This window comes from Polynucleobacter sp. Adler-ghost, from assembly GCF_018688495.1.
In the GTDB taxonomy this organism is placed as follows: Bacteria; Pseudomonadota; Gammaproteobacteria; order Burkholderiales; family Burkholderiaceae; genus Polynucleobacter.
Genome location: NZ_CP061320.1, coordinates 1,847,227 through 1,860,075, shown reverse-complemented (window position 1 = coordinate 1,860,075; position 12,849 = coordinate 1,847,227). Strand labels below are relative to the sequence as shown.

Here is a 12,849-nt window from a genome sequence, read left to right as displayed (position 1 = left end):
TAAAACAGGTTCAGAAAGGGTTTAAATCATGTCTAAACGAGTTTGTATCTATGTTCGAGTATCTACCACCAAACAGACTGTAGAGAACCAAATACAGGTTCTTAGAGAGTATTCAGATAGATGTGGGTACCATATCACTCAAATCTACTCAGATAACGGTATATCGGGTTCTAAGGGACGTCAGGATCGTCCTGGACTGGATCAGATGTTAAAAGACGGTGTTCAGAGGAAGTTTGAGATGGTTCTAGTGTGGTCTGTGGACAGATTAGGTCGTTCAGTCACTCATTTGGTAGAAGTCATGAATGAACTCAATGAACTCAAAATTGACTTGTATTTCAATCAACAGTCGATTGATACGTCTACATCGTCAGGTCGGATGATTTTTGGAATCTTTGGTTGTATCTCTGAAATGGAAAGAAGTTTAATTTCGGAGAGAGTGAAAAGTGGATTGGATCGAGCGGTCAGTCAAGGAAAGAAACTCGGACGTCCAACAAAGATGAATGAAGGAATGAAAAGTGCGGTCAAGTTGTTGAGAGAAAAGGGAATGGGTATCAAACAAATCTCAAAACAACTTCAGATTGGAGTCGGAACTGTTTACTCGGTACTTTAAAATTTATTAGTTTCTTTTTTACAGTTACCAATAAATTGTTTTGAAACTGTTGAGTTAGATAATTTATCTAATTTTGTAGATTGAGATTTTCCAAATCCAGTCAATCTTTCAAAATAGAGGGTCTCAAGAAAACTTTCATTTATTTCATCAACCTTTTTTACACAAGTAATATATTCCTTTGAGAATGGTTGACACTGGTAATCTGGTAGTTGACCATTTACGAATTTAAAGGTCAATTTCTCAGGTGTAATACCTGTCGTATCTTTACCCATCACATTACCAACCCATTTTGTTTCTCCCTCACATGAGAGTATGAAGGAGTCGTCATCACTTTTTCCACAAGATGTAAGAAACACAGTAGAAACCAGTAGTCCGAGTAGTAACGAAATGGTAGTATTTTTCATAATTATCAGACTATCATAGAAGAAAAAAATGGTCACAAAATATGAGAAAAGTTAACCTATTCAGTACCAAAGTTACTAGTAATGAGGAAATTGACTATGACAATAAGAGATTGGTCTATGTGAATGACCTTGTTCCTGTCACAACACACTCCTATGAAGACCATAACTTATCAACGGATCAAGTCATTTCATTGTTCGATGGTGGATATAGAGTTGGTATATTAGAACAACTAGATTATGTAAAGAATCAATCAAAATTTATTGAAGAACAAGTTCTAGTTTTAATTAATGAGTTCGAGAGATTTACCTACGAACAGAATATTGATAGTCAAAGTAGTAAAAAATTCATTTTAGAATTCAAGACAATATTACGTGAATACCAATTAAATATTGAATCTAACTTAAGAAATAAATTTGATGTTTGTCAGTATTCAAACGAAAAGAGAGTTAGGAATCAAGAGGTAAAGAATAAAGGTGAAGAGTTTCTTGAGGGGTTATTAAGGACATTTAGAAATCTGAGAAAAAGTGGGGATCTTTTCTGATGAAAAAACTACTTCTTGTGGTCTTAGTATTTTTTTCTAGTTTCGTTCAAGGTTCTGAGATTCAAGATTTTGACTTTTATCTTTCACCATCAAACATCAAGTGGACAAACAATGAACTTCCAAAAGAAATTAGGGAAAGTAAGGTTTACAAGGATTGGACAAAAGATAACTCTGACACTTTTACAGTTAGGTGGAGTCAAATCCACTTAACATCCAAAGATTCAACTGAAGTAATCATTCAAGAGGTCTCTGGTGGGATAGGTGGTACGGGAGGAAAAAATACTACAGTTCTTCAATACAACGGTAAAACATGGAGAAGACTGGTTGATATCTTTGGTGGATTTATATTTTTCCCTGTTCCGAGTAAATCAAATACATTGATAGTTTATGAACGGATGGGATATCAATACAGAAATGTGGAATATAAGTTGGTAGGTAATACATATAAACAAGTATCAGTTAGGGATATACCAACACAAGTAACCGACAAAAATGGTCAAGATGATATGTTTAATTACTTCTGGTATATGAATAATGGGTTTATTACTGAGAAGGGTAAAAAGAAATGAGTATCTTTGGAAAAAAAATTGAATACGAGAATTCATGGGATCCAATTTTTAGAAAATTTAGTTTTTCTAATGGAATAAATGATTCAGGACGTGTCAGTTTAACGGAACTAGAATTTTCAAATTCTGTCATGTCGGGTGGATTCCCTTGTGAGTTAGGTTTAAAAAACTCATTTTCATTGGTTTCGGTTTACGACAACGAATTAGATATTAAGAGGGGTGATACTCATATCTACTATTACCGAGATGATCCTAAAAGACAAATTAATGTCAGGATAGTTGTAGACAAAGAAAAATTTAACTACCTCTACATGATTTCACTGAGTTCAAAACAGATATCCATTGAATTTACTACCCCTATGTTTAGTGTAGATAAATTTAAAGAGTTGTCAAATGGTCAACCTTTGGTATTTCAAAATGGAACCTTTTTGATTGGAGTTCGTTCGTAATTCATATAAAAATAATTAAATGAACATGACTATTCTTACCTTTAAGAAAGATTTATCAAGTGGAAGAACTGATGGTTTGAGTATTTTCGAGTCCTACACTCGTAAGAAAACTTGGTGGAATTTGGGTCTTTCGACAAGAATTAATTTTGGAGTTCATGAAATTTACTCAATTAATTCACATCATCGTGAAAAATTCCCATTGTTAATTTCACATCTCGAATCCCGGTCATACAATTTATTGGTATACAGAAAAACCCAGTCATTACTAAGACATATTCTTCGTAAAGAACCTCGTATAAGAGGTGATTTTGACCTTCAATCAGGTTACATCAGTATTGATATGTATGAAGATTCATTTACAAATTTTCAGAATAGTTATCATAATTTTGGGAAAATGGAGATTGGTCTACAGTTTGATGATGAATTATTGGAGAAGATTGAAAAGAGTTTTCGAGATGGTAATTACCCAATCATTGACTCCTATGAAAATTACAACAGAGATAGTCTATTAAAGGTAAACTTTTCGACAATTAGGTTTAACAAATAAATTCGGTAAACAACTGATTCTTGAACTCTAACAATTCATCCTTAAATCATCACCAGACCCTCAATAAAACGAGGGTCTTTTTTATTGTTTTCTGAACCCATATTTTGATGGTAAATTGAAGGATAAATGATAGTTTTTATAAGGTAATCATGAACTTCAAACCCATAGATGAAATGTCATTAAGACAACTCTTTTCAACAGAATTCGGTAAAGAGTTATTGGGGATGTCATATATTGGTCCAGTACTGGATCAGAATGGAAAAATTGATCCTAGTCCAGACTGTTTAGTCTTGGATATGAGAAAAAGTCCTTATCAAGTTAAGAGATGTGAGTTTAAGTTCTCCCCAAGAAGTAAAGAAGACTTCAGTCATAACGGTAAGTTTGATGTTGGAATTATGTGGTCGATCCAATCCCCATTAACCAAAGAACAACTACAGAAAGAACTTCTTGAACAAAATGGATGTTATGAACTTATTGTTCTTGATGAGATAAGTAAATTTCATAAACTCCCAGAGTATGACTTAACTAATATCAAACGTAACTTTCATATTGAAACAATGAGGGAAAGAATTCTAACTATAAAGTTGGGATTACCATCTGTATGGGTTATATACATCGGTTCAAAAATATATCCAAAAAGATTTGATTCAGAAAAGATGTATGAACTTCTAACAAAAAAGTTTCCATCTGTTTCTACGATTCAGTCAAAGGGTACAGGAAATCTCATTGGTTCATTTGTTCAGACAACACCACCTCTGATTAAAAGGATGTTTGGTAAGTCGTATGAATGGAATAATGATTTCGACCCCTTAACCTCAAGTTCTTATATCTCAGAATTAATTACTGTTAACTTTAGAGGTGACTTACCTACAGAAGACGAAATTAAATTTGTAGTTGATTCGGGAAATTAATTCATTGAGTTTTACAAGAGAAACCAAACCTCCAAAAAAGACCTTAGATGACCTCCTATCGTCCAAAGATGTCATCACAGGTAAAGAAGTGATTCACAATCTCAAAGAACAAGAGAAACGACAGAAAGAGTTTGAGAACTCGGTAGAAGATGAGTTGAGGAATAGGAGAAGTAAATGAAGTATCCAAAAAGAGATGACGAATTCAAAGGGTTGATGGAAGGTGTTATTGACAGTCTTAACAAGGGTGTTCAAGAACATGAACAATTTTGGGAACAGAATGTAGATAAAATTCGAGAATCAAATCTAAGAGAGTATGAAAGAGAAAGAAAACGAAATCTCTACATCATAGTAACTTCGGTAATTTCGATAGTAATCATCTCAACATTTATCTACCTCTACAATTCAAAATAATGAAGAATCTAACTAAAAACCTATCCATCTTTACATTAGTAATCTTAATGACAGGTTGTTCTACGACAGGAACTCTGTATCTCATTGATAAGAACAATAATAGAGATGTCATGACGTTCAATACATTGGGTAAAACAATGGAAGTTGTCCACAATGGTTCTTTATATAAAGGGAACTATGTAACTAACAGTAGTGTTGGTTATGGAAATGTTCAGAATTTCGGTAAGAAATACTCATACGGAACAACACAAGTCTATATCTCTGGAAACTCAGGTCGTTCTATATTGTTTTCTAGTAGTGGTGACAAACTCACGTGTGAGTTTACATATGACGATACGAAGTCGATTGGTGTCTGTAGTGATTCAAAAGGTGAGAAGTTCGACTTAGTTTCTAAGTCAATCATTGATAATTAGTTAATTCATTTATATTTCAATGTTAAATAAAATACTTCTCACAATTTTATTACTGGTTTCCACTTCATCTTACTCACAAGTAAGTAACCAAGATATTTTGAATAGACTTGATGAGATGGAATTTGAACGAGAGATGGATAAACTCAAAAGGGAAAACGACAGAATTGACAGAGAAACAGACAGAATTAATAGAGAAATTTTGAAATCCAATGGTGTAGGTGGTAATCAAAATTCTCGAAATCCAGATTTATATTTTCTTGGAAATAAAGAAACAAGGTCTTTTTATATAATTAAGTCAATGATAAAAAAAAGTAAGTATGACTATATTTATTTTCAACTATTTGTAAATAGTTCCGTTCCTCAATACAAAAACAATATAACTTACTACAGTAGACTTCTTGGTGGACATATGTATTGTCAACTACCTACTTTTCTGGTCTTGTCTGATACTTATTTTTCTGAAGAAAATTTGTTTGGAAGAGAAGTAATATTAGATGACCAACCTAAGAAGTTCACATCAGATGGGTTTAAAACAGATCCAATTCTTGTAAATATAAAAAAATACCTCTGTCGTTAAATTAGATCCTCTATAACTAACACTACGATTTTCTTCTTCTTCACATTCATCTTAATCACCTTATTCAGTTCGTTTAAGTATCCATTAATGACCTGATCCTTTAAGTCTGAACTTACTCTCATCGTGTAGATAGACTTCTTCTCCAGTTGTTCTAGTTCTCTCGATGTCATATCGTCTCCATTTCATTTAATACTGTTGTAATTCCTTTGTTATCAACCTCATCTAAGAACATAGTGATAGATAGTCTTCCTAAGGTAGACATGGGAATCTTGGTTCGTTTAGATAGGGAATGAAACTTGTTATGGAGTTGGTAATCAAGTCTTAACGGATATTGAACTTGTGGAGTAGATTCAATAGTGAATTGGTTCATTTGGTTCCTTTGGTAAATTGGGGATAGAAACTAAGACTAGAACTCACTTCAATGTCCCGATACTGGTAACGACAAGTAAGTGGATACTAGGTTCTTATGGTTATTTATATGGAAAGGAATCTGGTGATTGATAGTGGAAACTAGGAAAGTTCATCAATGGAACAATCTAGTGGATGACTACGTCATTTAATACTCGTTCCTCGTATTAAGGATCCATTGAATTAATTAATATAAGAAATATGGATCCATCCACGAGAACCAATCTAGTACCAATGTATCTGTGGAAGGATTTGAAGATACACTTTACCTATCCGAGATAAAGTGTTCATCTGTGTCTAGGACTCTCAGATACATTCGTGTAGATAACCTGTTAAACAGGGAGGACGGTTAGTCGTTTTCCTTTACATCTTCTTTCCAACGGTATCAGTTTGGTACCACACGAACGATATCCAAACTAATTGAGTATTCATTACTCATCGTGACAGTAATTATTTAATTTACCCAGTCTGTCTTTGGTAACTACTTCATCATGTATTGACCCACATCTCCATACCTACATTTGTCAATGGTTGTGGTGTTTGTGTCGGAATCACTTGTTACATATCTATTTATACAAGTTGATACCTTAAATCGTTCCACATTGTGATATTAACCAAAATATTTTGAGATTTTTTTGTGAATTTTGATGGTTTTGTCGAAAGTGAAAAATTGACGAAAAGTCAAAAATCTTAAATTCTTTCAATTTAGTGATTTCCTAAAAATTCATAAAAATGGAAAATTCAAAAAATCGTGATTCTCTCCAGAAATAAAATTTCAGAAATATTCAGTTTGAGTGGAAATGAACTTTTTTATAAAGAATCAAATTAACTAAAAAGATAGAGATTAAGAATCAAATTTCTGTTTCATCAACAGAAGAATGTAGTCAAGGTTTTTATTGTCATCAATACTAAGTGTATAAATTTCTTTATATTCATTGACTAGTAACTTGAAAATATTCTTTGGATCATCAAGAGTAAATTTGATTGGTATAGATTGAACATTTCCCTTGAAATCAATTCTTCTAACCATATCAAATTTGAGTTGATTTTTTTGTGGAATTAGATAAATCTTAACTTTGTTACCTCTTAGAACTGAAACATAATTTTTCTTTGAGTTAAAAGAAACATCATTCCACGTTGACATTTTTTCTTTTATTTCTTCATATAATTTTTGAACATTCTTTGAACTTTTTTGAAATACAGAATCTTCATCAAATACTTCGACTTCACTCAATACTTTGTCTTTCGATTTTTCGAGACCTTTCATACTTTGACGTGAGTTACTTGTGAGTTGTTTCAAACCTACTAAGTCGTCACTATATTTTTTAACTTCCCATAGTTCAAAAGGGATGTCTTTAAAGTTCACACTATCTTTTTGATATTGACTAAATGAAGGTGATACAAAAATTACTCTTGATTGAGACCAGTCAATTTGATCTCGTTTTAAATTTGTTCCTGTAACTTCGTTGTATTCCAATACAAAGTCGGATTTATTATTCAACATCGTTGATAGATATGTGAATCCTTGGTCAACTACGGAATACGAGTTAGTGTTTTTATATTCGATAATTACAAATGAATTTGTTTCTTGATTGAAACAGAGAGTGTCTAGACGATATCCATTGATTGAGAATTCACTTTTTACAAACTGAAGATTAAAAAGTTCTTGGGTATGGTTTTCTATTACAGATTGAATGTCTTTTTCTAAATCGAACTTAGTAGTTTCAATTAACTCTAATTTCTTATTCTTAGTTAGTCTGTATAAGTCCATTGTTACTTCCAATCAATTTATTGATGTTTTGACAGAGATATATTAACTCTGATTCCGAACTATTTTTGAACTTTCTTGGTGGTTTTTAAGGGGGTCTTGGATTTCATCTTTTCTACAACTTTTCTCTCAATTTCTTTTTGTTTCTGTTTATCTAGTCGTTTTTTGAGTTGTTCTTCTTTTTTCTTTTCGACACTCTCAAATCGTTGTAAATGAACACGAACTTGGTCGGTGGTTAGATGTTGACTATAAAACTGGTCAATCATCTGTTGTGAGGTACGAGCATTTCTAGAAAGATGAAGTGTGTTTACATTACCCTTTACTAATCTCATCATGATTGATGTGTGACGTAATGAATAGAGTGTGATGTTCTTATCTGTTGTAGTTTCGAGTTTTGTTCTCTCGACTATTTTTCTGAACAACCTACCGACAACACTCATCATCGTGTCACGATTAGTGTATTGAGGAAAAAACAAATATTCGTCAGGAGAAATCTTTGTTTGATTCTTTAATCGAAGTTCACAAAGTTGTTTGTATATTCCTACACTTGCGGTCATACATTGAACTTCATTTGCGTTTGTCTTAGTCGCGGGATGTGATAAGACGATCCATTCATCTTTACCCTCTTTCTTTATCGTGACGTGTTTATGTTTAATCACTCGTAAGTCGGAGGGTCTGATGAAAGAATTGACCATGAACTGAATTAAGAATTTCATCTCTAGTGTTATCTCTACACCACGAACTATTAAATTTTCGTTTGAACACAGTTCACTCATTCTGACGATTGATTCGTATTCTTCGTCTGTTAAGTAATCTCGTTTTTGTGTTGTTCGTGTTTTATTACTGAGTTTTGGAAAAACAGGAAGTTTGTCGATTAAGTCGTTAGATAGACCGAACTTGAGAATTTTTCGTAAAACAACGATGTAATGTTTCAGAGTAGAGAGGGATCGGGTCTTTTCTGATAGTTTGTTCAAAAATCGACTAATTTGAGAATTCGTAATAGTCGAGATATCTTGTTCATTAAAAAATGGGGATAACTCATACTCAAATCGAGATTTATCACTTCGATACACAGTCGGTAGGGAGGTCGGTTTAATCGATTCGAGATAATTTCGACCAACCACCGTAAATGACTTATTTGTGTCTGAAGTCTTCGTAATGACACTATTCATCAAGACTTGTTCGTAGAACTTAATCCCGAACTTCTTAGATTCGACTAAATTCGTTGTTTTTGTGGATTTAGTGAAATACTTCCCTTGAAAGTAAACCCGTACCCAGTAATACTTACTAGATAAAGTTAGGTACACGACTAGTTTTTTGGGATATCCCGAGATAGTCTGTATTGAGGATGTAATAGGGGTGGATCTACTCATAATGATTCAATAATTGGGTTCATTTATTGTATTACGAGTTAGGTACATAGTTAGGTACTTTTTAGTTGAATCGCCTTGGCGCCCAATAGATATAAGGGTATAATGTTTGGTTCTGTGGATCAAATCGTAATCATAATCCACAGGTCCGGGGTTCGAATCCCTGAATCGCCACCAAATCAAGAGGCCATTGCCCATCGGCAGTGGCCTTTTTCTTAGGTAATTTTGCTTGGAGCTGATCGATGGCTAAATTTTGGAATTTCGTGCTTTTCCAAATCGGTTGGTTTGCCTGCATTATTGGCGCTGCTAATGAGCAGGTTTTATGGCCCGTCATTGGCACCCTTTTCTATCTTGTCATACACATTTGGCGCTCAGAGCACTCAAAGCTAGAGCTAAAGCTAATATTTAAGGCGGTTATATTTGGAGTGAGTGCTGACACACTTATAGCTAATTTAGGCTTTCTGTACTTTAAAGACGCTTGGCCTAGCGCCTACTTATCCCCATTTTGGATGTGGACCCTATGGGCATTGGTAGCTAGCACTATTAACGGATCTTTATCCTGGTTGCGTGGCAGACCATGGCTGGGAGCGGTCTTGGGGGCAATTGCGGGTCCAATGTCTTATGAGGCTGGTATTCGTATGGGCGCAGGTTCATGGGGGCCCAATGGACAGCTGGGGGGAATGGTGCTCTTGGCCATCATTTGGGGGGGTGCTATGCCACTCTTTTTCCATTGGCATAGTCGTCATGTCAGTGAGGGACTAATTCAAAAGCAGTAAATTCTTTTTAAAAGGCACTTGCAAATAGTACTGTTTTTATATACAGTAAGTTGCATGTTGACAAAAAACACAAAAAACTCGAAAAACAGCCTAACAAATAGTGAAAAGGGATCAAAAATGGCCTTGGACGATAAGAGAAAATCAGCCTCATCCGAATTTGACGGAATGAGCGGAGATAAGCAAAAAGCGTTGACTGCAGCCTTAGCACAAATTGAAAAGCAATTTGGTAAGGGCTCAATCATGAGATTGGGTGATGCAGAGATTCATCAGGACATTCAGGTAGTTTCCAGTGGTTCATTGGGCTTAGATATTGCACTTGGAGTGGGTGGTTTAGCCCGCGGGCGCGTCATTGAGATTTACGGCCCAGAATCTTCAGGTAAGACCACGCTAACTTTGCACGCGATTGCGGAGATGCAGAAGATTGGTGGAACTTGTGCCTTCATTGATGCGGAGCATGCTTTAGATGTTCAGTACGCCTCACGTTTAGGTGTAGACGTGAATAATTTATTGATCTCTCAGCCGGACACTGGTGAGCAAGCCTTGGAAATTGCGGATGCCTTAGTGCGCTCAGGTTCAATTGATTTAATCGTAATTGACTCAGTAGCAGCATTAGTTCCAAGAGCTGAGATCGAAGGCGATATGGGCGACTCATTACCAGGCCTCCAAGCCCGCCTGATGAGTCAAGCTTTGCGTAAATTGACTGGCGCGATCAAGCGTACCAATACAACAGTCATCTTTATTAACCAGATTCGCATGAAAATTGGTGTGATGTTTGGTTCACCAGAAACTACAACTGGCGGCAATGCACTGAAGTTCTACGCTTCTATGCGCTTAGATATTCGTCGCATTGGTAGCATCAAGAAAGGCGATGAAGTAGTTGGTAATGAGACTCGCGTGAAAGTAGTCAAGAACAAGGTATCCCCACCATTCCGCGAAGCCATCTTTGACATCATGTACGGCGCTGGAATTTCTCGAGAAGGTGAAATTATCGATATGGGTGTTGAGGCAGATATCGTTGAAAAGTCAGGTTCTTGGTATGCCTACAACGGTGATCGTATTGGACAAGGAAAAGACAATGTGCGAGAGTTCTTGAAAGAGAATCCTGCCATCGCTCAAGATATTGAAGCCAAAATTCGTGCGAAATTAGGAGTAAAGACTGGCACAGCAATAGTCAGTGACGTTTTGAGCGAAGAAGAGGAAGCGTAATTCTTCGATGTCAGAGTTAGGTAGTACTATTCAAAAAAAGAAGAAACAAAGCCCGAGTCTCAAAGCTCGGGCTTTGCGCCTTTTATCTATGCGAGAGTACAGTCGCAAGGGGCTAGCAGCAAAACTTGAAGAGTCTGCGACAAGGATGTTGAAGTTCAGGTCTGCCGAGGAGGATTCTGACGAAGTTGCACCAAGCACTTCCACTTCCCTCACTGTTCAGATCGAGGCTGTCTTAGATGATTTTGAGACGCGCGGCTGGCTTTCCGATCAGCGATTTGCGGAGGCTCTTGTACGACGTCGTAGCGAGCGATTTGGCGCCCGAAAAATACAGGACGAGCTCACACAGGCAGGTATCGATAGCTCAAAGACTGCGGACCTTCTCAAGACCTTAAAAGAGACTGAATACCAGCGTGCACATGAATTGTGGTTGCGTAAGTTCGGTGTAGTGGCAAGCGAGCAAAAGGAACGGGCTCGGCAATATCGTTTTCTGGCTTCCAAGGGCTTTAGCTTAGCCGTGGTATCTAAGATAGTGGCAGGGCGTCCAGACTAGGGCAATTACGGAGCAAATAGACCAAGTTGACGCATTGCAGCATGATAGACTTACGAAGTCGGCTAAACCGCTACCCTTTGCTTAAATAGGTGGACAAGGTTAATTCGGTTTTACTAATCCTCATCGCTTGCTAAAAGATATCGTTTCGGGAGTAATAATGAAAATTCACGAGTACCAAGGCAAAGAACTACTACGCCAATTTAATGTGCCTGTTCCAAACGGCATCCCTGCATTTAGTGTTGATGAGGCAATGAAAGCTGCCGAAAAGCTTGGCGGACCAGTATGGGTTGTTAAAGCACAAATTCATGCGGGTGGTCGCGGTAAGGGCGGCGGTGTGAAGTTAGCCCGCAGCATGGACGAAGTGAAGAAGTACGCTTCTGAAATTTTGGGGATGCAGCTGAAAACTCATCAAACAGGCCCAGAAGGTCAAAAAGTAAATCGTCTCTTGATTGAAGATGGCGCTGACATCAAAAAAGAGTACTACTTTAGTATCGTCACAGATCGTGGCACACAGAAGAATGTGATCATGGCGTCCAGCGAAGGCGGAATGGATATTGAAGAGGTTGCAGAATCTCATCCGGAAAAAATTATTAAAGTGTTTGTTGATCCCTTAATTGGTTTGACGGATGCTGATTGTCAGATTATTGCGAAAGGCATTGGTGTTCCAGATGCTTCAATTCCAATGGCAAGCGATGTATTTAAAAACTTGTACAAAACCTATTGGGAAACCGATGCTTCATTAGTGGAAATCAATCCACTCATTCTTGAAGGCAACGGCAAAATCAAGGCGCTTGATGCCAAATTCAATTTTGATCCAAATGCTTTATATCGTCATCCAGAAATCATGGCTTACCGTGATATAGATGAAGAAGATGCAGCCGAGATCGAGGCTTCTAAGTTTGACTTAGCCTACATTTCACTTGACGGTAATATCGGTTGCTTAGTGAATGGTGCAGGCTTGGCAATGGCAACGATGGACACCATTAAATTATTTGGCGGAGAGCCAGCAAACTTCTTGGACGTTGGTGGTGGCGCAACTGCGGAGAAAGTAACAGAAGCTTTCAAGATCATGCTCAAGAACAAGAGCGTTGAAGCAATTTTGGTGAATATTTTCGGCGGCATTATGCGTTGCGACGTGATTGCCGACGGTGTCGTTACAGCGTGTAAGGCAGTGAACTTGACTGTACCTTTGGTCGTGCGTATGAAGGGTACCAATGAGGAGTTAGGCAAGAAGATTCTTGCAGACTCTGGTTTACCAATCATTAGCGCCGATTCAATGGCAGAAGCTGCTACTAAGGTAGTTGCTGCTGTTGCGAAAAACAAATAATCAAGGAAATCAAT

General features: G+C 36.6%; 15 protein-coding genes and 1 pseudogene. 12 read left to right on the top strand and 4 right to left on the bottom strand.

Annotated features, from left to right (window positions below; all coding sequences use genetic code 11):
* Positions 1-28 precede the first annotated feature (28 nt).
* Positions 29-610: a recombinase family protein gene (locus ICV89_RS09630; protein ID WP_215308435.1), complete on the top strand. Its 582-nt coding sequence runs from the start codon at positions 29-31 to the stop codon at positions 608-610.
* On the opposite strand, the gene ICV89_RS09625 is transcribed toward ICV89_RS09630, so the two are convergent.
* Entirely contained in the window at positions 607-1,014 is a 408-nt protein-coding gene (locus ICV89_RS09625) for a hypothetical protein (RefSeq protein WP_215308434.1), read from the bottom strand. The two genes, ICV89_RS09630 and ICV89_RS09625, sit on opposite strands and share 4 nt — an antisense overlap.
* A 41-nt stretch (positions 1,015-1,055) precedes the next feature.
* Between ICV89_RS09625 and ICV89_RS09620 the strand changes: the two genes are divergently transcribed.
* The 7 genes from ICV89_RS09620 to ICV89_RS09590 all read left to right on the top strand — a co-directional run bounded on the left by ICV89_RS09620 (position 1,056) and on the right by ICV89_RS09590 (position 5,430).
* Positions 1,056-1,556: a hypothetical protein gene (locus tag ICV89_RS09620; protein ID WP_215308433.1), complete on the top strand. Its 501-nt coding sequence runs from the start codon at positions 1,056-1,058 to the stop codon at positions 1,554-1,556.
* Positions 1,556-2,125 carry a hypothetical protein gene (locus tag ICV89_RS09615; protein WP_215308432.1) on the top strand — a complete coding sequence of 190 codons (570 nt, stop codon included), beginning with the start codon at positions 1,556-1,558 and terminating at the stop codon, positions 2,123-2,125. Before ICV89_RS09620 ends, ICV89_RS09615 begins: the two co-directional genes overlap by 1 nt.
* Positions 2,122-2,571 carry a hypothetical protein gene (locus ICV89_RS09610; RefSeq protein ID WP_215308431.1) on the top strand — a complete coding sequence of 150 codons (450 nt, stop codon included), beginning with the start codon at positions 2,122-2,124 and terminating at the stop codon, positions 2,569-2,571. Before ICV89_RS09615 ends, ICV89_RS09610 begins: the two co-directional genes overlap by 4 nt.
* 25 nt (positions 2,572-2,596) lie before the next feature.
* Positions 2,597-3,118, top strand: a complete 522-nt coding sequence (locus ICV89_RS09605; RefSeq protein ID WP_215308430.1) for a hypothetical protein — start codon at positions 2,597-2,599, stop codon at positions 3,116-3,118.
* A gap of 149 nt (positions 3,119-3,267) precedes the next feature.
* Positions 3,268-4,029: a hypothetical protein gene (locus tag ICV89_RS09600; protein WP_215308429.1), complete on the top strand. Its 762-nt coding sequence runs from the start codon at positions 3,268-3,270 to the stop codon at positions 4,027-4,029.
* A 174-nt stretch (positions 4,030-4,203) separates the two neighbouring features.
* Positions 4,204-4,440, top strand: coding sequence for a hypothetical protein (locus ICV89_RS09595; RefSeq protein ID WP_215308428.1), 237 nt, complete (start codon positions 4,204-4,206; stop codon positions 4,438-4,440).
* A gap of 432 nt (positions 4,441-4,872) precedes the next feature.
* Positions 4,873-5,430, top strand: coding sequence for a surface-adhesin E family protein (locus tag ICV89_RS09590; RefSeq protein WP_215308427.1), 558 nt, complete (start codon positions 4,873-4,875; stop codon positions 5,428-5,430).
* Positions 5,431-6,682: 1,252 nt separating this feature from the next.
* Here ICV89_RS09590 and ICV89_RS09585 read toward each other — a convergent pair.
* From ICV89_RS09585 to ICV89_RS11020, 3 genes and pseudogenes are all read right to left on the bottom strand, one after another.
* Positions 6,683-7,609, bottom strand: a complete 927-nt coding sequence (locus tag ICV89_RS09585) for a DUF5655 domain-containing protein (protein WP_215308426.1) — start codon at positions 7,607-7,609, stop codon at positions 6,683-6,685.
* A gap of 59 nt (positions 7,610-7,668) precedes the next feature.
* Positions 7,669-8,580 carry a hypothetical protein gene (locus tag ICV89_RS09580; protein ID WP_251370834.1) on the bottom strand — a complete coding sequence of 304 codons (912 nt, stop codon included), beginning with the start codon at positions 8,578-8,580 and terminating at the stop codon, positions 7,669-7,671.
* Positions 8,581-8,778, bottom strand: a pseudogene (locus tag ICV89_RS11020) (hypothetical protein); the annotation flags it as partial.
* A 440-nt stretch (positions 8,779-9,218) separates the two neighbouring features.
* Between ICV89_RS11020 and ICV89_RS09575 the strand changes: the two are divergent.
* The 4 genes from ICV89_RS09575 (at position 9,219) to sucC (ending at position 12,835) form a co-directional block, all read left to right on the top strand.
* Complete coding sequence (locus ICV89_RS09575) at positions 9,219-9,752, top strand: DUF2878 domain-containing protein (RefSeq protein ID WP_215308424.1); 534 nt, start codon at positions 9,219-9,221, stop codon at positions 9,750-9,752.
* A gap of 117 nt (positions 9,753-9,869) precedes the next feature.
* Entirely contained in the window at positions 9,870-10,958 is a 1,089-nt protein-coding gene (recA, locus tag ICV89_RS09570; RefSeq protein ID WP_046330807.1) for a recombinase RecA, read from the top strand.
* Positions 10,959-10,965: 7 nt separating this feature from the next.
* Entirely contained in the window at positions 10,966-11,508 is a 543-nt protein-coding gene (locus ICV89_RS09565) for a regulatory protein RecX (RefSeq protein WP_215308423.1), read from the top strand.
* A gap of 157 nt (positions 11,509-11,665) precedes the next feature.
* Positions 11,666-12,835: an ADP-forming succinate--CoA ligase subunit beta gene (sucC, locus tag ICV89_RS09560; RefSeq protein ID WP_215308422.1), complete on the top strand. Its 1,170-nt coding sequence runs from the start codon at positions 11,666-11,668 to the stop codon at positions 12,833-12,835.
* Positions 12,836-12,849 lie beyond the last annotated feature (14 nt).